The organism is Variovorax sp. YR634 (genome assembly GCF_900106655.1).
In the GTDB taxonomy this organism is placed as follows: Bacteria; Pseudomonadota; Gammaproteobacteria; order Burkholderiales; family Burkholderiaceae_C; genus Variovorax.
Genome location: NZ_FNOL01000007.1, coordinates 234396 through 254948, shown reverse-complemented (window position 1 = coordinate 254948; position 20553 = coordinate 234396). Strand labels below are relative to the sequence as shown.

The following is a 20553-nucleotide window of genomic DNA, read 5'->3' as shown; positions in this document are numbered from 1 at the left end:
AAGACCTGACCGCATGAAATGCCCTTTTTGCGGTCATCTTGAAACGCAGGTCGTCGAGACCCGCGTTTCGGAAGACGCCGACTTTGTCCGCAGGCGCCGCCAGTGCAGCGCCTGCGACAAGCGCTTCACCACCTACGAGCGGCCCGACGTCAACTTTCCCGTGGTCGTGAAGAAGGACGGCAGCCGCGCCGACTTCGACTCGACCAAGGTTCGCGCCTCCATGATGCTGGCGCTGCGCAAGCGCCCGGTGAGCATCGAGCAGATCGACAACGCCCTGCTGCGCATCGAGCAGAAGCTGCTGGCCAGCGGCCTGCGCGAAATCGACTCGACCAAGGTCGGCGAGCTCGTCATGCGCGAACTCAAGAAGCTCGACAAGGTCGCCTACGTGCGCTTTGCCTCGGTGTACCGCAGCTTCGAGGACGTGGACGAGTTCAGGCAGTTGCTGCGCGACATCTGAGCCGCGCCGGCAACGGCCGTACTCTCACAGGCACCTCAACGGTTCCAGCAAAGCTGCACCAGCGCACTCGAAGCGTCGGTGCTGCTGCCCGCCAGCTTGACGCCCTGCTGGTTGACCGTGAGGGTTCCGCACTCGTCGTTGCGCGAAGCCCCCGCAGGAACGGCTTGCAAGGTGTAGCTGGTCTCGTTTCTTGCGACATAGCTGATGGAATAGTTCGCCGTGCCGGACGACGGCGACTGCCCCAGTCCGGCCGGCAGCGCGACGGTCGCCGGCGGATAGCGTCCGTTGGCGGTCATGTAGCGCTCTGTCCACTGCGCCGCCTGCAGCAACTGCTGCTTCGCGTCGGCCCGCTTGGCCCGCAGCACGTAGCGCGTGTAGCTCGGGTAGGCGATGGCGGCGAGGATGCCGATCACCATCGTCACGATCATGAGTTCGATCAGCGTGAAGCCGCGCGAGCGGCCCCGTCTACCAGTCTGTGTCCTGGATTGCTTTTTCATGGTTCTCCTCCCTTCAGTCGGTCGACATCAGGCTGCGCCAGCCGAAGCGGCGCACGACGTCGGGCCGTGTCAACGTCTTGCACTCTCCGGCGGCATTGCAGATCACGTCCTTGCCCTTTTCCTTGTTCTTCGGCTGAAGAACCATGTCGTCCTTGCCGGAGCGATTCCGGAAGCCGGCATAGGCCCCCACCGCGCCGGAAGTGGAATACGCAATGCCCTCGGGCGCCGAGCCGCTGAAGAAGTCGATTACCAGCGACCAGCCGTCGTCGCCCGTTCCGGCGGTGCAGGTGACCGAATTGCTGCCTGAGCCGGGAATGGTGCTCGAGAACAGCCCGATGCCGCTGGTCAGCACGTCACCCGGATAGACGACACGCTCTCCCGACGCAGGCAGCTTCAGGTGCCAGCCGCGCTTGGCCTCCGAGCCGGTGTAGCTCACGGCGTTGTGGGAGACGGTGCGCAACTCGGCATCGCCCTCCTCGACCGGTGTGGCGCCGATGGTCTGCGCCACGAGGTCGTTCCTCGTCGCGGTGCCCGAGCTTCCGTTGACCGGGTCCCAGATGCCGTACAGGTACTGGTCGGCGGTCGAGCGCTCGTCCCCGGAGGCGAACAGCCGACCGGTGCCGAACACCACCATGTAGCCACCGCGCGGATGCCCCACAACCACCGGCGCCGTCGTGATCGGCTGGCTGGCGCCGGCCGCGAACAGCGGCTTGTTGTCGAGGCCGGACGGGGTCGCGGCCCCGGTTGCGGCCGGACGATTCGAGCTGAGAGGCCCCATCGTGGCTTTCCACTGACGGCTGTCGGTGCCGCCGAGGTCGAACTTCCAGAGATTGCCGAGCAGGTCTCCGGCGTAGACAAGGTCGACCTTGCCATCGCCATTGAGGTCCACCGGACGTGGCGCGGACAGGCCGTTGCCCGTGTCCTTCTCCTGCGTGACCGGCGCCGGAATCTTGAGCACCGCCTTGTCGCCATCGAGATACTGGATCCACAGCACCGCCTTCTCGCTCTTGCTGTTGTAGCCGTTGCCCAGGATCAGGGCCTTTCGTTCGTTGCTCAACCGGGCGATCTGCAGCGCCCGCCCCGAGAACGAATCGAGCGCAGGCTGCTGGAACTGATGGCCCAGGTCGTCGTCCGCAAGCGCGGTCGTGTCGATCAGCGCGACGCTGGCGGCCTTGCCCTCGTCGACGCTCTCGGGCCTGGTGGCGTCGAGCACGAAGTAGCCCTTGCCACCCGCGCCCAGCGTGCCCACGAGCAAAGACTTCCAGTTCGCCGCCTTCTGCTCGTCGGTCGTCTTGGCCGAGGATGTCGGCCCCATGTAGATGTCGGCGACGAAGGCACTGCCGTCGACGTAGTACCGGTGGGTGTAGCCGCCTTCGCTGAGCCGCTTGAGATTCGGCGCCGCCGCCGTGCCGTAGAGGCCTTCGGGCACGTAGGCGAACGCCTCCTTGCCGGTGCTCGCGTTGAAAGCATGCAACATGCCGTCGTTGGCGCCGACATAGACCATCGGCGCGCGGGGGATGGCCGCGAACGCCGCATAGGCGTCGCCAGTGAAGCCGCTCTTCGGCTGTCCCGCGTACCAGACGCTGGAGCCCACGATGTCGCCGAGCACATGGCCGCGCTTGCGGAACTGGCGGCCGGCGCTCTCGTTGCTGCGGTCGCCGCGCAGGAAGTCGAGCACGGCCCGGCCGAGGGCGGTGCTCTCGGCGTCGGTGTCGGTGCTGGCCTTGAGCGCGGCCCTCTGCGCGTCGCTCAAGTCGACCCACCTGAACGGCACGCCCGCGCCGGTGGTCGCTGCGCGGCCTGCCGACGCAGCCGTGGTGCCGGAGAAGCTGAGTACAACGCGGTCCCGGTCGTGTGCGCCAGCGCTTGCCATGCGGGTATCGAGCAGATCGCGCGCCGACCAATCGGCTTTGGCAGCAAGCCGGCCGTCGGTGCCGAACTTCGTGGCGCCGAGCCTGCCGGACCAGTCGGCCGTGTCGTAGCCGGCCTGATAGACGGAAGTGCCTGTCGAGACTCGGGAAGCGCTGGCGGAAATGGAGGTCAGCGGGGTGCCGGTGTTGACCAGGACCTGTCCAAGGATGGATTTGAAGGCGCTGCTCAGGGCTTTGGCATTGGAAGCCGGCGTGAAGGTGCCACGGCTGTTCAGGGCGGCATGCCAGAGGTCCATGCGTGCATTGCCACTGAACGGATCCAGCCATTGGATCGAGCCGTCGACCACGCCGGCATAGTCTCCGCTGTAGGTGGGGTGCAATGCAGTCGTCGAGATTTTCGGTCGCGACCACCAGTCACCCGCAGCACCGAACCCGATGAAGTAGGTCGTCAGGTGCTGCCAGGTGGCCGGATCATTCTTGGGATTCCAGTACTCGGGAACCTTGGCACGCCCCACTGTCACATCGCCCGGTTCGGCAATGATCTTCTTCAGGTTGTTCGGCACGCCTGGTTGCAGATCGCGGGCCCAGTACTCGAAGGTCAAGTCAGCGAGCGTCGGACGCTTCATCCTCCCGAAGTTGTCGGCATAGGGTGCGTACGGCGCGTAGAGGGTGCCGTCCGGGAGCCAGCGGTGCGTGCCGTCTTCGTTGGCGACGATGGGCATGAAGCTCTCCAACCCCGAGGGAGGCCAGTAGTCGCCATCGGTCATGAAGATGTGGAACGACCTGCGGCAACCCGACTGCGGGGCTCCAGCCACACCCGGATCATCCGAGAAGGGGCTGTGCTGGCCGGTGATCTGCATGTACTCGCCGGCACGGGTCATCATTTCGTGAAGAGGCGTGCCCCCCGTCGCCTGAACGGCATTGACCCAGGCCATGAAATTGGCGCGGTGCGTCCGGTCCAGCGAACGCATCAGGTTCGCGTTGACACGGCCGCCGATCCTGCAAGGAAGCGCGGCGCTTCTGAATGCAGCGCAGTTGCGATCACTGCGATCGTCGTTCAGCGCCTGCCAGGCGAGGCGGATGCGGTGATCGGGAATGTTGGCCTCGGAGAAGTTCTCCCTGAGAGCAGCCTGCAGGGCAGCCATGCCGCTGCCGTACATGCTTCCGGAGTTGTCGACGGAAACGATCACGTTCGGCGCCGGCTCCGCGACCGCGGCATTTCGCGGCACCTGCGCCAGCGGATACTGCGCGGCGTGCACGACGGTCTGTGCCAGCACCAGGCCGGACACGACGGCGCGTCCCGGCAGCTTCCTGATCCTCATCTCTTTCTCTCCCTATATTCAGTTCACCCCGGAGACCGGGTCCGGATCGAAGGACACCTGCAGCTCGACCTTCGTCGCATCCCCTTTGCCGGTGCCGCTGCGCGCTCCCGTGGCAGTCGCCGTGATGCGATACAGCGGGTATTTGCTGTTCCTTCGATCGATCACCTCGATCCAGTACCTGGCGCCGCGCAGCGCCGGACTGCCGGCACTGGGCGCTCCGGTGAACTCGCCGTACCTGGCGTACTCGGCCTTGTAGGCATCGCCGCGCCAGAAGCGGTAGGCCTCGCTGCCGGCGGCGGCGGCGACCGAATCGGGTTCGGAGAAATAGCAGATGCCCCGCTCGCAGCTGTTGGGGCCGGCGTTCATGTAGGCGGTGACCCAGCCCGTATCCCGGTCGGGAAAGACGCGGACGTCTTCCGCCTTGCGGCAGCGCGCCGCGGCAAGTGCCGAACACGCCACGTAGGTCTTGCTCGCGGAATCGAAGGCCAGCTGCCGGATGTCGCGCTCCGCATCCAGCAGCGCTGCCTCGGCGGCCTCGAAGGCGCGCTGGTATTCGCGCTGGTTGCCCGCCATCGACTCGAGAAGCACCGCGGTGCGCGCGCCACCGATCAGCAGCAGGGCCGAAAGCAGCAGCATGATCATCACGATGAACAGCGTGAAGCCATGCTGCGCCGGCAGTTCGCCGGCCAGCCTGCGGGCGGGACCTGTCGCCTTCGCCGTGCTCACAACGCCCCCAGGTCGTTTCGCAGCGAGAACACTGCCGTGTAGACGCGCCGCAGCCTGCCGTCGCCGCTCGTCTTCGAGACCCCGTCGCAGTCGACATGGCTGCCTGCAGGGTTGCTCCTGGAAGTGCCTGCGAGCTGCAGGCAGAGGCGAACCGTGCGGACGTCGCGGAAGCCCTCATCGACGTCGTCGGCCGTCACGTAGCGCACCACCTGCCGGCTTCCGGATGTGGCGCTGACCCCATACATGACGTCGAAACGCTCCACACCGTCGATGACCGGCTGCGGGGTCGTATTGCCGCTGCCCCGGCACCTGAGCGCGCCGTCCGACACGGAGAACTCGCTGGTGATGAGCCGCGCGTTGCCCTGCGCTTCGGGGGCGGCCCTGTCGTATTCGCCGCCCGAAGACCGCCCTGGCTCCTGACCCAGGCAGTCCTTGAAATAGTCGGGGTTCGGCGCATAGCCCAGCTTCAGCTTGTCATTGGCGGAGCCTCCCGCAGACTCCACGCCCTTGATCGCGAAGAAAGCCCGCTCGTCGTTCAGGTTGGTGCCCCGGTCGGCACTGACGTTGAAGTAGTAGAGCGGCTCGGTGGGATCGATGGGGATGTAGCCGGCCTGCCGTATCTGCTGGCCCAGCATCCTGAAGGCCAGCGCCGAGGACTGGTTGAGCGTGTTGACGTCGTCGCCGGTCATGGCGGCGCTGCGCGTGCCGAGCATGGCCGCGATCGCGGCCAGCACGATCAGCATGCCGACGACCAGCGCGACGAGGAACTCGACCAGCGTGAAGCCGGATGGCGTTCGGCGCTTCATGGCTGCGGCACCGCGACGGCGACTTCGAGGCAGGCCTTTCCCGTGGGGCACTGCCAGTTCGGGTCGGGCGCGATCGGGTCGATCACCGCCGGCTCGTCCCAGGCAACGTGTATGAACAGCATGCCGCCCGCCGTCGCGCTGGCCTTCACGTCGGCCATCCCGCCGGGCAAGGCGGCAGCTATCGCACGCTTCCAGCTCCACAGATCGTGCGCCGCAAGTTCGGCGGCATTGCAGGCGGCCCTGGCCCCCTCGCAAGAAGGGCTGGGCCGGTCGGCTGCTGCAGCCGACCAGTCTGACACGTACCGGCTGGGCTTCGCCGCCGCTGCTGCGGGATTGGCACGGATGCGATCGGCCATGTCGCCGGCCAGCTGCATTGCGAAGTTCTGGTTGCTTACGCCGACGCTGTCGACCAGCACGCGAACCTGGAAACCGGCCAGCGCCAGCAGGCCCAGCGAGAGCACGAGCAGCGCGACCAGCGCTTCGATCATCGAGAAGCCCGACTGCACCCGATGCAGCCGGCGAACGCAAAGACGCTGCATCAGCACGAGCCGTCTCCCTTCCCCAGCCGTACGCGCCCGCCGAGCGCGAGGCATACCGCAACGATGTTGGATGAATCGGCGCTGTCGGCCGGACGAAGGCGAAAACGGCCCGCGCCGGTCGAGTGGCCCATGGGGTCGAACGACATGGTGCCAGCCGGACTCTTCTCGATGGAGACACGGCCGTCGGGGTCCTGGCGCTTGAGGATTTCGGTGGCGTCCCCGCTTCCGACCTGAGTTTCCCAGCCGCAGCTCCAGTCCCGTCCCCGGCATTCCGTTCGCTGCTGCATGGTCACCTTCACCCCTCGGCGAGCCGCCTCGGCGCGGGCATCGCCAATGCTCGCCATCAGCGCCTTGGCCATGGCTTCGACCCGATACCGTTCGACGAGGCCGTTGAAACTCGGCAGCGCCATTCCCAGCATCACGGCCATCAGTACGATCACGACCATCATCTCGATGAGCGTGAAGCCTCGTTCGGACGCGCAGAATCCGTTGTTGTCCATGTCGTGCCGCCCGCCGCCTTGCACCTGTGTGCCGGACGGGCGCTCCTCCCTGATTTCGATGGGTGCGAATTCTATTTTTCCGATTTCCCGTTGGCCGGCCAATAACGTCAATTGCGCGACAGACGGTCAAAACAAATGGATTGGCGGCGAATTGTTTTCAATGGATTTCAAAATTGACATTTGCAAGGCAATTGATTTAACAAAAGAATGACAAAAGAAAATCCGAATTTCATGATTCAGGCCCTGGATCTCGCGCGCCAGGCCGGCCCAGAGACCGATCCGAACCCCCGCGTCGGCTGCGTGCTGGCTGCGCCCGACGGCACGGTGATCGGGAGGGGCCACACCCAGCAGGTCGGCGGTCCGCATGCGGAGGTGATGGCGCTGCGCGATGCGGCGGCGCGCGGCAATTCGGTCGCCGGCGCGACGGCCTGGGTCACGCTGGAGCCCTGTTCTCATCACGGCCGTACAGGCCCGTGCTGCGATGCCCTGGTCGCGGCCGGCATCGGCCGGGTCGTGGCGGCGATGGCCGATCCCAACCCGCTGGTTTCGGGCCAGGGCTTCGAGCGGCTGCGTGCCGCGGGCGTGGCGGTCGAGGTCGGGCCTGGAGCTGATGAGGCTCGGGAGCTCAACCTCGGCTTTTTCAGCCGGATGGTGCGCAAGACGCCGTGGGTGCGGCTCAAGGCGGCGGCCTCGCTCGACGGCAAGACCGGCCTGCGCAACGGCGTGAGCCAGTGGATCACCTCCGAGCCGGCACGCGCCGATGGCCATGCCTGGCGGGCTCGCGCCAGCGCAGTGCTGACCGGCGTGGGCACGGTGCTGGAAGACGACCCGCGCCTCGACGTGCGGCTGGTGCAGACCACGCGCCAGCCGCGCGTCGTGGTGATCGACAGCCAATTGCAGACGCCCCCGGATGCAAAGCTCTTCGTGCCCGGCCGCGCGGTCTGGATCTACGCCGCCAGGCAGGACGAACAGAAGGCGGCTGCACTGGCGGCGCGCGGTGCAACCGTCACCTACTTGCCGAATGCGCAGGGCAAGGTCGACCTCGCTGCGATGCTGAAGGATCTCGCCCGCCGCGAAGTCAACGAATTGCATGTCGAGGCCGGGCACAAGCTCAATGGCTCGCTGCTGCGCGAAGGGCTGGTCGACGAGTTGTTGATTTACCTGGCACCCAAGCTGATCGGCGACGGGCTGGATATCGCCTCGGGCATCCACGTCGGCGGCGCATTGACCGAATTGACGGGCGCTCTTCCCCTCGAATTCCGCGGCTTCGAGCAGATCGGGCCCGACCTGCGCATCGTGGCCCGAGTCGCCGGAAGGGACACCTTCTGACGTTTAGCCCGAAGCCCCTCTCGTTCTCTGCGAAAATGCCGAGATGTTCACCGGAATCATCACCGGCGTGGGGCGCATCGCCGCCATCCACGACCTCGGCACCTCCTCCTCCTTTGGCAAAAGACTCAGCATTGCGGTGCCCGACGGGTATCTCGATGACGTGGGCCTTGGCGACAGCATCGCGCTCAACGGCGCCTGCATGACCGTCACCACGCTCGCTCCCGAGCGACAGCAGTTCACCATCGACATTTCCGCCGAGTCCCTCGACAAGACCGCGGGCCTGACCGACGAGGGCAGCCGCATCAACCTCGAAAAGGCCCTGCGCGCCAGCGACCGTCTCGGCGGCCACATCGTGTCGGGCCATGTGGACGGCATCGGCACCGTGAGCTTCTTCGAGCCCATCGGCGAAAGCTGGGAACTGCGGGTGGTGGCACCGCCAGCGCTGGCCCGCTTCCTCGCCTACAAGGGCTCGATCACCGTCAACGGCGTGAGCCTCACCGTCAACAAGGTGAACGACATCGCCGATGGCGCCGAGATCAGCATCAACCTGATCCCGCACACCGTCGAGAACACTTCCCTCGGCGGCCTGAAGGCCGGCTCGAAGGTCAACCTCGAAATCGATACCGTGGCGCGCTACGTGGAGCGCATGCTTCAGGCGGGCGTGCTGGTGCCCCCCTCTTCCACGTATTCCAAGGACACAGCCGAATGAACGCCTCCGTCACGCCGATCGGCGCTCCCCGCGCCGCGCGCGCCCCAGCCCCGATCTCGTCGGTCGAGGAAATCGTGGCCGAGCTTGCCGCCGGCCGCATGGTGATCCTGGTCGACGAGGAAGACCGAGAGAACGAAGGCGACATCGTCGTCGCGGCCGACCACATCACGCCCGAGGCCATCAACTTCATGGCGCGCCATGCCCGCGGCCTGATCTGCCTCACGCTCTCGCGCGAGATGTGCGAGCGGCTGCAGCTGCCGCCGATGGTGCAGCGCAACGGCGCCAAGCATTCGACCGCGTTCACCGTTTCCATCGAAGCGGCCGAAGGCGTGACAACCGGCATCTCCGCCGCTGACCGCGCCCGCACCGTGCAGGCCGCCGTGGCACCCAACGCCGTAGCTGCCGACCTGGTGCAGCCCGGCCACATCTTCCCGCTGCAGGCGGTGGACGGCGGCGTGCTGATGCGCGCCGGCCATACCGAAGCCGGCTGCGACCTCGCCGCCATGGCCGGCTGCTCGCCGGCCTCGGTGATCTGCGAGGTGATGAACGAAGACGGCACCATGGCCCGCCTGCCCGACCTGCAGATCTTTGCGGCCGAGCACGGCCTCAAGATCGGCACCATCGCCGCGCTCATCGAGCACCGCAGCCGCGTCGAATCGCTGGTCGAAAAAGTCGGCTGCCGCGAGATCCAGACCAACTGGGGCGCCTTCACCGCCCACGCTTTCCGCGACAAGCCCAGCAATGGCGTGCACCTTGCGCTGGTACGCGGCAAGTGGGCGCCCGAAGACACGGTGTCGGTGCGCGTGCACGAGCCGCTGTCGGTGCTCGACGCGCTCGAAATCAACCGCTCGCTGCACTCGTGGAGCCTCGACGCCAGCCTTTCGCACATCGCGAACGAGGGCAAGGGCGTGGCCGTGCTGCTGAACTGCGGCGAAACCGCCGGCGAGCTGCTCGCGCAGTTCGACGGCACCGCGCGCCCCGCGCAAGCGCCCGAGCGCGGCCGCATGGACCTGCGCAGCTACGGCATCGGCGCGCAGATCCTGCGCGAATGCGGCGTGCACAAGATGAATCTGCTGGGCACGCCGCGTCGCATGCCAAGCATGGCGGCGGGCTACGGGCTCGAAATCGCCGGCTACCTCACGAAAGACTGAACGACCATGCAAGGTTCAAACAAGGGCGAGACAACGCTCAACGGCAAAGGCCTGCGCATCGGCATCGTGCAGGCGCGCTTCAACGCCGACATCACCGATGCGCTGGCTTCGGCCTGCCTCTCGGAGCTCGAGGCGCTGGGCGTGGCCGCCAGCGACATCCATCACCTGCAGGTTCCCGGTGCACTCGAAGTGCCCGTGGCGCTGCAGGCGCTCGCCGAACGCGGCGGCTACCACGCGCTGGTGGCGCTGGGCTGCATCATCCGCGGCGAAACCTATCACTTCGAACTCGTGGCCAACGAATCGGGCGCGAGCGTGAGCCGCATTGCGCTCGACTACCGCCTGCCCATCGCCAACGCGATCCTCACCACCGAAAACCTCGAGCAGGCCATCGCCCGCCAGACCGACAAGGGCCGCGATGCAGCCCGCGTGGCGGTCGAGATGGCGCAACTGCTGGCCACCCTTTCATGACCGAAGACACCTCCAAGCCCCTCAAGCCCGCTGGCGCCAAGCCGCGCCAGTCGCGCGTCGGCCTCACCAGCACGGGCGCGCGCAAGGCTTCGGCCAAGTCGAACCGCAGCCGCGCGCGCGAGTTCGCGCTGCAGGCGCTCTACCAGCACCTGGTGGGCCGCAACGACCCGACCGACATCGACCATTTCACGCGCGACCTCGCAGGCTTCCACAAGGCCGATGCGCTGCACTACGACGCGCTGCTGCACGGTTCGATCGAAGGCGCCGAGCAGCTCGACGCACTGATCCGCCCCCTGCTCGACCGCAAGTTCGAAGAGATTTCGCCCATCGAGCACGCCGTGATGTGGATCGGCGTGTACGAGTTCCAGAACTGCCCCGACGTGCCGTGGCGCGTGGTGCTCAACGAGTGCATCGAACTCGCCAAGGAATTCGGCGGCACCGACGGACACAAGTACGTGAACGCCGTGCTCAACGGCCTGGCGCCGCAGTTGCGTCCACTTGAAGTGGAAGCAGACCGCGCTTCGGGGAAAGCAAAGGCATGAGGATTTCGACGCGCGCGCAGCGCATCGAGCCCTTCTATGTGATGGAAGTGGCGAAGGCCGCAAGTGCTCTGGCACGCCAGGTCGCCCACACCGACCGGCCGATGATCTTCCTGAACATCGGCGAGCCCGACTTCACCGCCCCGCCTCTGGTGCAGGAAGCCGCGGCCCGCGCCGTGCGCGCCGGCGCCACGCAGTACACGCAGGCCACTGGCCTCGACCATCTGCGCGAACGCATCGGTGCCTGGTACCGCCAGCGCTTCAACGTCGACGTGCCGGCCCGCCGCATCGTCGTCACTGCCGGAGCTTCGGCCGCCCTGCAGCTTGCCTGCCTCGCGCTGATCGAATCCGGCGACGAGATCCTGATGCCCGACCCGAGCTATCCGTGCAACCGCCACTTCGTGAGCGCGGCGGACGGCAAGGCCGTGCTGGTGCCGACCACCGCCGAAGAGCGCTTCCAGCTCACGGCGGCCAAGGTCGAGGCCGCGTGGACCGACAAGACGCGCGGGGTGCTGCTCGCGTCGCCGTCGAACCCGACCGGCACTTCGATCGCGCCCGACGAACTGCGCCGCATCCACGAGGTGGTGTCGCAGCGCGGCGGCATCACGCTGATCGACGAGATCTACCTTGGCCTCTCGTACGACGATGCCTTCGGACAGACGGCGCTGGCCATCGACGACAACGTCATCAGCATCAACAGCTTCAGCAAGTACTTCAACATGACCGGCTGGCGCCTTGGCTGGCTGGTGGTGCCCGAAGTGCTGGTGCCGGTGGTCGAGCGCCTCGCGCAAAACCTCTTCATCTGCGCGAGCACGGTGTCGCAGTACGCGGCGCTCGCCTGCTTCGAGGACGAGAGCATTGCCGAGTACGAACGCCGCCGCGCCGAATTCAAGGCGCGCCGCGACTGGTTCATTCCGCAGCTCAACGCATTGGGCCTGAACGTGCCCGTGGTGCCCGACGGCGCCTTCTACGCCTGGGCCGACTGCACGAGCTTCGCCGAAAAGCTCAGCATCTCGGGCAGCTGGGACTTCGCCTTCGAGACCATGAAGCGCGCCCACGTCGCCGTCACGCCCGGTCGCGATTTCGGCACAGCCGAGACGACCAAGTTCGTGCGCTTCTCCACTGCCAGTTCGATGGCGCACTTGCAGGAATCCATCGAACGCCTGCGGGCCATGGCAGAGAACCAGGCGCAATGAGCTACGCGTTTCCGATCCGCGTCTACTGGGAAGACACCGACGCCGGCGGCATCGTGTTCTACGCCAACTACCTGAAGTTCATGGAGCGCGGTCGCACCGAATGGCTGCGCTCCCTGGGCGTCGAACAGCGCAAGCTGCGCGAGGAAACGGGCGGCCAGTTCGTGGTGAGCGAAACGCAGCTCAAATACCATCGGCCCTCGCGGCTGGACGACGAACTGCTCGTTACAGCCGATCTTCAACAATTGGGCACTGCGTCGTTGATAATCGGTCAGCGAGTGCTATCAAAAACAGAGCAAGAGCGAACGGGGGCCTCGGCACCCGTCTTGCTGTGCGAAGGCACGATCCGCATCGGCTGGGTGGACGCCGCCACATTGCGTCCCGCACGCATTCCGAAGCAAGTGACGGGAACCCTCGAGCGCTACAGCGGCTCCATGACACAACCTTTCAAGCCATGAACCAAGACCTCTCCATCATCAATCTCCTGCTCCATGCGAGCTTCGTGGTTCAACTGGTCGTGCTGCTGCTGGTGATCGTCTCGATCGCCAGTTGGGCCGCGATCATCCGCAAGTACTTCGCACTGCGGCGCATGCGTGCCCTCAACGACGACTTCGAACGCGAGTTCTGGTCTGGCACCAGCCTCAATGAACTGTTCGCCTCGGCCGCGCAGAACGCCAAGTTCGCCGGCCCCATGGAGCGCATCTTCGCTTCGGGCATGCGCGAGTATCAAAAGCTGCGCGAACGCCATGTGACCGATGCTCCCACGCTGCTCGACGGCGCCCGCCGCGCGATGCGCGCCAGCTTCCAGCGCGAGTTGGACGCGGCCGAGCAGAACCTCTCGTTCCTGGCCACCGTGGGCTCGGTCTCGCCTTACGTCGGCCTGTTCGGCACGGTCTGGGGCATCATGCACGCCTTCACCGGCCTGGCTGCGCTGGCGCAGGTGACGCTGGCCACTGTGGCGCCCGGCATCGCCGAGGCGCTGGTGGCCACGGCCATCGGCCTGTTCGCTGCCATTCCTGCCGTTGTCGGCTACAACCGCTTCGCTCGCGAGATCGACAAGATCGCCATTGCCCTCGAAACCTACATCGAGGAGTTCTCCAACATCCTGCAGCGCAACCTGTCGGCCAATCCGACGGCTGGCGGCGCCGCATCGTCGGTGGCTCCGGCCAACCGCTGAACGGAGGCGCAGCGCATGCCCGCCGTTTCATCCCGGGGCCGCGGCCGCCGGACGATCAACGAGATCAACATGGTCCCGTTCATCGACGTGATGCTGGTGCTGCTGATCATCTTCATGGTCACGGCACCGCTCATCACGCCGAGCGTGATCAACCTGCCTTCGGTCGACCGCGCCAACAAGCAGCCCGACAAGCCCATCGAGATCGTCATCAAGAGCGAAGACGAAGTGCAGATCAAGAAAGACCCGTCCACCGGCTCGGGCGGCACCTCGATCCCCATGACCCAGATCGGCTCCGCGGCCAAGCAGGCCCAGGGCGGCGACGACCAGCGCCCGGTGGTCATCAGCGCCGACAAGTCGGTGAAGTACGAAACCGTCGTGAAGGCGATGAACCAGCTCAAGCGCAGCGGCATCGAGCGCGTGGGCCTGTCGGTCACGACCACGGGCGGCAAATAAGGCATGTCGCTCGCACTGGATCGCCCCGAGTTCGCGCCGCCGCCACAGCGCGGCACGCCGCGTGCCGTCGTGCTGGCCCTCATTGCGCATGCGTTGCTGATTGCCGCGCTGACATGGGGCGTGCGCTGGCGCAGCGACCCCGACGAAGGCGCGGTCGACGCGGAGCTGTGGTCGTCCACGGTGCAGCAGGCGGCGCCCCGCCTGCAGGCACCGCAAGCCCCCACACCTGCCCCCGCGCCGCCGCCGCCCGCACCCGCACCGCCGCCCCCACCGGTGGCGAAGGCGCCCGAGCCCGCACCCGTGCCGAAGGCGCCCGACATTGCCCTGGAGCGCGAGAAGAAGCTCAAGGAGCAGAAGGAACAGAAAGAGCGCGAACTCGAGCAGCAACAGCAGCAGAAGAAGAAAGAGCTCGAAGCCAAGCAGCGCGCCGAAGACGAGGCCCAGCGCAAGAAAGAGCAGCAGCAGAAGCTGGCCGACCAGAAGAAGCAGCAGGAAGCCGAGGCCAAGCAGGCTGAAGCCAAGAAGGCCGAGGCTGCGGCGAAGCAGGCAGCCGCCGATCGTGCCGCCGCGCTCAAGCGCATGCAGGGTCTTGCGGGTGCCAGCGGTGCCGACGATTCGAAGGGCACAGCCCAGCGTTCGTCGGGCCCTTCGAGCGGCTACGCCGGCCGCATCGCCGCGGCCGTGCGCCCGAACATCACCTTCCCCGATGCCGACATGGTCAACGGCAACCCGGCCGCGGAATTCGAAGTCAACCTGGCGCCCGACGGCACCATCGTCGGCGTCAAGCTCAGCAAGTCGAGCGGCCTGCAGGGCTGGGACGAGGCCGCCGAACGCGGCCTGCGCAAGACCGAGAAGCTGCCGCGCGACACCGACGGGCGCATCTTCCCCTCGCTGATCGTGTCGCTGCGGCCCAAGCGCTGACGGCACAACGTCGATTCGTGCATCGATTCCGGGCGGCAATGAACAACCGCCCGGAACTCGTTCGATGCCGCGCTGTCTACACGCGGACAACAACAGCCGGGCGCCACGCCCGCACAAGATGAATCCCAACGGCCGCATCCGCTACGGCAGCAGTCCGCTGCTCGCCAGCCCCACCCCCGTGTGGCGCAGCAAATTCATCGTGGCCAGCATCGCCTTCGGCTTCGTGCTGCTGGCAGGTCGGGCCGCCTATGTCCAGATCTTCAACAACGACTTCTTCCAGCATCAGGGCGAGGTGCGCTACCAGCGCACACTGGAGCTGCCGGCCAACCGGGGCCGCATCCTCGACCGCAACGGGCTGATCCTGGCCTCCGACATTCCGGCGCCCAGCATCTGGGCCATTCCCGAGGACATCGAGCGCGACGACCCCGAGGTACAGGCCAAGCTCAAGCAGGCCGCCAAGCTGCTCGGCATGCCGCAGAAGGACTTCGACAAGAAGCTGGAGGACGAGGACAAGACCTTCGTATGGCTCAAGCGCCAGGTCGACCAGCCGGTTGCCAAGGAGGTTGCGGCGCTCAACATCAAGGGCATCTACCTGCGCCGCGACTACCGTCGCCAGTATCCCGAGGGCGAGGCGGCGGCGCACCTGGCCGGCTTCACCAACGTGGAAGACATCGGGCAGGAAGGCGTGGAGCTGGCCTTCAACCAGGAGCTGGCTGGCAAGTCCGGCTCGCGCCACGTCCTCAAGGACCGGCTGGGCCACATCGTCGAGGACACCGAGGACCAGGTGCCGCCGACCGAGGGCCACGATATCCAGCTGAGCATCGACGACCGCGTGCAGTTCGTGGCCTACGAGAAGATCCGCGATGCCGTCGTCGCCAACAAGGCGCGTGCCGGCAGCGTGGTGGTGGTCGATGCGCAGACGGGCGAACTGCTGGCCATGGCCAACTACCCGAGCTACGACCCCAACGACCGCCGCAACCTCACCGGCGAGCAGCTGCGCAACCGCGCGATGACCGACGTGTTCGAGCCGGGATCGACGATGAAGCCGATCACCATCGCCACCGCGCTGCAGCTGGGCCGAGTCACCCCCAAGACCATCATCGACACCAACCCCGGACGCATCACCGTGTCGGGCGCGACCATCCACGACGACGAGAACTTCGGCGTGCTGACGGTCGAGGGCGTGATCCAGAAGTCGAGCAACGTGGGCGCCACCAAGATCTCGCAGCGCATGACGGCGCAGGAGATGTGGAACTCGCTCACGGCCGTGGGCCTCGGGCAGAAGCCGCAGACGCCCTTCCCCGGCGCGGTAACGGGCCGGCTGCGGCCGTGGAAGTCGTGGCGCCCCATCGAGCAGGCCACCATGTCATACGGCTACGGCCTCTCGGCCTCGCTGTTCCAGATAGCGCATGCGTACACCGCCTTCGCGCACAACGGCGAGGTGATCCCGGTGAGCCTGCTGAAGAACATGGGCGAGGAGCCGGCCGGCGTGCAGGTGTTTTCGCCGCTGGTCGCAAGCGAGGTGCGCCAGATGATGCACATGGCGGCCGCGCCCGGCGGCACCGCGCCGCTGGCGCAGACCGTGGGCTATTCGGTGGGCGGCAAGACCGGCACCGCGCACAAGCAGGTCGGCAAGGGCTACGCCAGCAACAAGTACCGCGCCTGGTACACCGGCATGTCGCCCATCGACAAGCCGCGCATCATCGTTGCGGTGATGGTCGACGAACCCAGCGCCGGCAAGTACTTCGGCGGGCTGGTGGCGGCACCTGTGTTCAGCCAGGTTGTGCAGCAGACGCTGCGCATCATGAACGTGGTGCCCGACCTCGCCGTGGCGCCAATGGCGCACTGAGCCCGCGAACCCGGTTCAGCGCACTACGCTGAGCCGCTTCACGTCGAGCTCGGCCTTGTTGCCGACCAGGTCCTTGTCGAACTCGCCGGAGATCTCGACGCGCACCTTGTCGTCGATCTTCACGCCGGCCGGGAAATGCTTGGCGTCGATCTCCACTTTCATGCGGCCGGTGTCGTCGGCAAAGGTGTAGTGCTCGCCGCCGTCATGCGACACGATGAAGCCGCGCAGCGTGGCGTGCTGATCATCCTTGCCGGTGTCGAGCAGTTGCTTGACGCTCATCGTCGGCACGGTGCTGGGGCCGGCGTACTGGGCGGATGCGGCAAAGGGCAACGCCAGGGCCAATGCGAGGACGAGGGATGATTTCTTCATGGCGAGTTCCTCCTTGAACTGCTGATTGGAAAAAGCAGAAAGGATCGTAGCGGGCCCGTCAAAGGGCCCACGCCACCCAAGCACTTGTCGCGCTCTTGCCGTGCGCGATCAGATCAGTCGTAGACGATCAGCGCCTTGCCCGCTTCCGCCTGCGCGGTCCAGCTGGCCAGCGCCGCATCGGTCGGGAAGAACTTGGCGCGCTCGCCCAGTTGCAGCTCGACCTGCGCGCCGCCACGCGCCATCGACAGACGCACCGGCAGCCCCTGGATCAGGTCGCCGACCTCGGTCTGCTCGGTGCGCGGCGGAAAGTCTTTCAGCAGGCGCGCGATGTCGGGCGCCTTGCCGTTTACTGCCACGCGCAGGAACTTGCCGAAGCGGCAGCGCGCCGTGGCAAGGTCCCATACCTGCTGCACTTGGAAGCGCGCCTCGAAACCACCGCGCGCGGGCTGAAGCCGACCGCTGACGATGACCAGTTCGTCGTCTTTCAGCGTGTTGCGGTTGGCGTTGATGGTCGCCTCGTCGGCGGTGGCGTCGATCGAGTCCGACTTGTCGTCGAGCTTGAAGATCGCCAGCCGGCCGCGCTGGCCGTTGATCACGCGGAAGTCGCTCACGATGCCGGCAATGACCTGCTGGTCGCGGCTGTCGAGCAGGTCGCCGATCTCGCGCTTGCAGAAGCGCCGCACTTCGTGCGAAACCTCGTCGAACAGGTGGCCCGAGAGGTAGAAGCCGACGGCTGTTTTCTCGAGCGTCAGCCGCTCCTTCACGCCCCAGGGCGTGGCGTCGACGAGGTCGGGCTCGGCGGTGGCCGAACCGTGCTCGGCGTCGCCGAAGATGTCGACCTGCGATGCATTGGCCGCGGTGGCATTCGCAAATTCGAAGGCACGGTCGAGCGAGGCGATCAGCGACGCGCGGTTCTGCTGAATGGCGTCGAAGGCGCCGGCCTTGATCAGCGCTTCGACCGTGCGCTTGTTGATGCGCTGGCGGTCGATGCGCACGCAGAAGTCGAACAGGCTCTTGAACGGCCCGCCCTCTTCGCGCGCCCGCACCACGGCCTCGACCGCGAGCTGGCCCGTGCCCTTCACTGCCCCCAGGCCGTAGCGAATGATCTTGTTGGTGACCGGCTCGAAACGGTAGTTGCCGCGGTTCACGTCCGGCGGCTCGAAGGTGATGCCGAAGTTTTTCTGGGCGTCTTCGAACAGCAGCTTGAGCTTGTCCGTGTCGTCCATTTCCACGGTCATATTGGCGCAGAAGAACTCGGCCGTGTAGTGAACCTTGAGCCAGCCCGTGTGGTACGCCAGCAGCGAGTAGGCAGCAGCGTGCGACTTGTTGAAGCCGTAGCCCGCGAACTTCTCCATCAAGTCGAAGATTTCGTCGGCCTTGTCCTGGACGATGCCATGCGTTGCAAGGGCGCCCGCGCGGAATTTCTCGCGGTGCTCGGCCATCTCCTCGAGCTTCTTCTTGCCCATTGCACGGCGCAGCAGGTCGGCGCCGCCGAGCGAGTAGCCGCCCAGGATCTGCGCGGTCTGCATCACCTGCTCCTGGTAGACCATGATCCCGTAGGTCTCGGAGAGCATCTCGGCCACGGCCGGGTGTGGGTACTCCACCGTCTCGCGGCCGTGCTTGCGCGCCACGAAGCTGGGAATCAGGTCCATCGGGCCCGGGCGATACAGCGCGTTCAGCGCAATCAGGTCTTCCAGGCGCGTCGGGCGCGCATCTTTCAGCATGCCCTGCATGCCGCGAGATTCAAACTGGAACACGGCTTCCGTCTTGCCGTCGGAGAACAGCCGGTAGGTGGCCGCGTCGTTCAGCGGGATGTTCTCGAACGCGAAGTTCTCCTGGCCCTTGTGGCGCTTCATGATGAACTCGCGCGCAATCTCCAGGATGGTGAGCGTGGCGAGGCCCAAGAAGTCGAACTTCACGAGGCCGATGGCTTCGACGTCGTCCTTGTCGTACTGGCTCACGGCCGATTCGCTGCCGGGCTGCTGGTAGAGCGGGCAGAAGTCGGTGAGCTTGCCCGGCGCGATGAGCACACCACCGGCGTGCATGCCGATGTTTCGGGTCATGCCCTCGAGCTTTTGCGCGAGCTCGACCAGCATGCGGACTTCTTCTTCCTTCTCGATGCGCTCCGCCAGTTGCGGCTCCATCTCGATGGCGTAGTTGTTCTTGTCGCCCTCGATCTTCTTCTCGGGCGGGTACTGCAGCGTGACCGACATGCCGGGCTTGTTCGGAATCAGCTTGCTGATGCCGTCGCAGAACATGTAGCTCATGTCGAGCACGCGGCCCACGTCGCGGATGGCCGCGCGCGCGGCCATGGTTCCGAAGGTGGCGATCTGGCTCACTGCGTTGCGGCCGTACTTGTCTTTCACGTAGTCGATCACGCGGTCGCGGTTGCCCTGGCAGAAGTCGATGTCGAAGTCGGGCATCGAGACGCGCTCGGGGTTCAGGAAACGTTCGAACAGCAGCTTGTATTCGAGCGGATCGAGGTCGGTGATCTTCAGCGCATAGGCCACCAGCGAGCCCGCGCCCGAGCCCCGGCCCGGTCCCACCGGGCAGCCGTTGGCCTTGGCCCACTGGATGAAGTCACCCACGATCAGGAAGTAGCCGGGGAACCCCATGTTCAGGATCGTGTTGATCTCGAACTCCAGCCGCTCCACGTAGCGCGGGCGCTCGGCCTCGCGCTTGGCCTCGTCGGGGTAGAGGTGCTTCAGGCGCACCTCCAGGCCTTCGAACGACTCCTGGCGGAAGAAGTCGTCGATCGGCATGCGCACGCCTTCGCTGACGAAGGGCGTCGGAAAGTCGGGCAGCTGCGGCTTGCCCAGCACCAGCGTCAGGTTGCAACGCTTGGCGATCTCGACCGTGTTGGCCAGCGCGCTCGGCACGTCGGCGAATAGCGCCTGCATTTCGGCGGTCGACTTGAAATACTGCTCTTCGGTGAACCGGCGCACCCGGCGCGGGTTGCCGAGAATTTCGCCTTCGGAAATGCACACGCGCGCCTCGTGCGCTTCGTAGTCTTCGCGGGCGGCGAACTGCACGGGGTGCGTGGCAACCACCGGCAGATGCAGCCGGGCCGCCAGCTGCACAGCGGCGATGACGTGCGGCTCGTCCTCGGGCCGGCCTGCGCGCTGCAGCTCGATGTAGAAGCGGTGCGGAAAAATCCCCGCCAGCCGCAATGCAAGCTCGGCAGCGCGCTCGCCCTGCCCCTGCAGCAACGGCTGCCCCAACGGCCCGGCCTGCGCGCCCGAGAGCGCAATCAGCCCGCCCGCGAGCTCTTCAAGCCATTCCAGCTTGCAGGCCGCCTGCGACTGGCCCCGGCCCACGTTCTGCGTCCACGCCCGCGCCAGCAGTTCGGACAGGTGCAGATAGCCTTCAATGTTCTGCACCAGCAGCACGATGCGGGTGAGCACGCCGGGCTCCTTGCCCAGCCCTTCCACGAAGACTTCCGCACCGATGATGGGCTTGACGCCCTTGCCGCGGCCCTGCTTGTAGAACTTGACCGCCCCGAACAGGTTGTTCAGGTCGGTGATGGCCAGCGCGGGCTGCTTGTCGGCAGCGGCGGCCTTGATGACTTCGTCGATCCGGTTGGTGCCGTCGACGACGGAAAATTCGGTGTGCAGGCGCAGGTGAACAAACATCCGGCCATTGTAGAAACTGCCACTCCACGATGTGGGTTGGCAATC

Annotated in this window: 20 protein-coding genes; 12 read left to right on the top strand and 8 right to left on the bottom strand. The window is 66.2% G+C overall.

The annotated features are described in order from the left end of the window. The first annotated feature begins 13 nt into the window (after positions 1–13). A complete protein-coding gene (nrdR, locus tag BLV60_RS15445; protein WP_007836918.1) occupies positions 14–457 on the top strand; it encodes a transcriptional regulator NrdR in 444 nt (147 codons plus the stop codon). A gap of 35 nt (positions 458–492) precedes the next feature. On the opposite strand, the gene BLV60_RS15440 is transcribed toward nrdR, so the two are convergent. Genes BLV60_RS15440 through BLV60_RS15415 form a run of 6 tightly spaced genes read right to left on the bottom strand, consistent with a single transcriptional unit; the run spans position 493 to position 6829 of the window. Further along, complete coding sequence (locus BLV60_RS15440; protein ID WP_093055954.1) at positions 493–954, bottom strand: type IV pilin protein; 462 nt, start codon at positions 952–954, stop codon at positions 493–495. Between the two features lie 13 nt (positions 955–967). Then, complete coding sequence (locus tag BLV60_RS15435; protein ID WP_093055952.1) at positions 968–4147, bottom strand: PilC/PilY family type IV pilus protein; 3180 nt, start codon at positions 4145–4147, stop codon at positions 968–970. An 18-nt stretch (positions 4148–4165) separates the two neighbouring features. After that, positions 4166–4873: a pilus assembly PilX family protein gene (locus BLV60_RS15430; RefSeq protein ID WP_093055950.1), complete on the bottom strand. Its 708-nt coding sequence runs from the start codon at positions 4871–4873 to the stop codon at positions 4166–4168. Beyond that, positions 4870–5679, bottom strand: coding sequence for a PilW family protein (locus BLV60_RS15425; protein WP_093055948.1), 810 nt, complete (start codon positions 5677–5679; stop codon positions 4870–4872). The genes BLV60_RS15430 and BLV60_RS15425 overlap by 4 nt, the downstream gene beginning before the upstream one ends. Beyond that, entirely contained in the window at positions 5676–6218 is a 543-nt protein-coding gene (gene pilV / locus BLV60_RS15420; protein WP_176928809.1) for a type IV pilus modification protein PilV, read from the bottom strand. Before pilV ends, BLV60_RS15425 begins: the two co-directional genes overlap by 4 nt. After that, positions 6218–6829 carry a GspH/FimT family pseudopilin gene (locus BLV60_RS15415; protein WP_256329126.1) on the bottom strand — a complete coding sequence of 204 codons (612 nt, stop codon included), beginning with the start codon at positions 6827–6829 and terminating at the stop codon, positions 6218–6220. The genes pilV and BLV60_RS15415 overlap by 1 nt, the downstream gene beginning before the upstream one ends. 96 nt (positions 6830–6925) lie before the next feature. Between BLV60_RS15415 and ribD the strand changes: the two genes are divergently transcribed. The 11 genes from ribD (at position 6926) to BLV60_RS15360 (ending at position 16507) form a co-directional block, all read left to right on the top strand. After that, a complete protein-coding gene (gene ribD, locus BLV60_RS15410; protein WP_093055944.1) occupies positions 6926–8047 on the top strand; it encodes a bifunctional diaminohydroxyphosphoribosylaminopyrimidine deaminase/5-amino-6-(5-phosphoribosylamino)uracil reductase RibD in 1122 nt (373 codons plus the stop codon). Positions 8048–8090: 43 nt separating this feature from the next. Beyond that, positions 8091–8756, top strand: a complete 666-nt coding sequence (locus BLV60_RS15405) for a riboflavin synthase (protein WP_093055942.1) — start codon at positions 8091–8093, stop codon at positions 8754–8756. Next, positions 8753–9907 (top strand): bifunctional 3,4-dihydroxy-2-butanone-4-phosphate synthase/GTP cyclohydrolase II, encoded by a 1155-nt coding sequence (ribBA, locus tag BLV60_RS15400; protein ID WP_093055940.1) that lies wholly within the window; start codon positions 8753–8755, stop codon positions 9905–9907. The genes BLV60_RS15405 and ribBA overlap by 4 nt, the downstream gene beginning before the upstream one ends. Before the next feature lie 6 nt (positions 9908–9913). Then, positions 9914–10375 carry a 6,7-dimethyl-8-ribityllumazine synthase gene (ribH, locus tag BLV60_RS15395; protein WP_093055938.1) on the top strand — a complete coding sequence of 154 codons (462 nt, stop codon included), beginning with the start codon at positions 9914–9916 and terminating at the stop codon, positions 10373–10375. Further along, entirely contained in the window at positions 10372–10917 is a 546-nt protein-coding gene (nusB, locus tag BLV60_RS15390; protein WP_007837974.1) for a transcription antitermination factor NusB, read from the top strand. The genes ribH and nusB overlap by 4 nt, the downstream gene beginning before the upstream one ends. Then, positions 10914–12110, top strand: coding sequence for a pyridoxal phosphate-dependent aminotransferase (locus BLV60_RS15385; protein WP_093055936.1), 1197 nt, complete (start codon positions 10914–10916; stop codon positions 12108–12110). Before nusB ends, BLV60_RS15385 begins: the two co-directional genes overlap by 4 nt. Next, positions 12107–12565: a tol-pal system-associated acyl-CoA thioesterase gene (ybgC, locus tag BLV60_RS15380; protein WP_093055934.1), complete on the top strand. Its 459-nt coding sequence runs from the start codon at positions 12107–12109 to the stop codon at positions 12563–12565. Before BLV60_RS15385 ends, ybgC begins: the two co-directional genes overlap by 4 nt. After that, positions 12562–13284: a protein TolQ gene (gene tolQ / locus BLV60_RS15375; protein WP_093055932.1), complete on the top strand. Its 723-nt coding sequence runs from the start codon at positions 12562–12564 to the stop codon at positions 13282–13284. Before ybgC ends, tolQ begins: the two co-directional genes overlap by 4 nt. Before the next feature lie 15 nt (positions 13285–13299). Further along, positions 13300–13737 carry an ExbD/TolR family protein gene (locus tag BLV60_RS15370; protein ID WP_093055930.1) on the top strand — a complete coding sequence of 146 codons (438 nt, stop codon included), beginning with the start codon at positions 13300–13302 and terminating at the stop codon, positions 13735–13737. 3 nt (positions 13738–13740) lie between these two features. Then, on the top strand, positions 13741–14658 hold the full coding sequence (tolA, locus tag BLV60_RS15365; RefSeq protein WP_093055928.1) for a cell envelope integrity protein TolA: 918 nt from the start codon (positions 13741–13743) through the stop codon (positions 14656–14658). Positions 14659–14776: 118 nt separating this feature from the next. After that, a complete protein-coding gene (locus BLV60_RS15360; RefSeq protein ID WP_093055926.1) occupies positions 14777–16507 on the top strand; it encodes a peptidoglycan D,D-transpeptidase FtsI family protein in 1731 nt (576 codons plus the stop codon). 15 nt (positions 16508–16522) lie between these two features. On the opposite strand, the gene BLV60_RS15355 is transcribed toward BLV60_RS15360, so the two are convergent. Both BLV60_RS15355 and dnaE read right to left on the bottom strand, forming a co-directional pair. Then, complete coding sequence (locus tag BLV60_RS15355; RefSeq protein ID WP_093055924.1) at positions 16523–16876, bottom strand: YgiW/YdeI family stress tolerance OB fold protein; 354 nt, start codon at positions 16874–16876, stop codon at positions 16523–16525. A gap of 113 nt (positions 16877–16989) precedes the next feature. Next, a complete protein-coding gene (dnaE, locus tag BLV60_RS15350) occupies positions 16990–20508 on the bottom strand; it encodes a DNA polymerase III subunit alpha (protein WP_093055922.1) in 3519 nt (1172 codons plus the stop codon). Between the last annotated feature and the right edge of the window lie 45 nt (positions 20509–20553).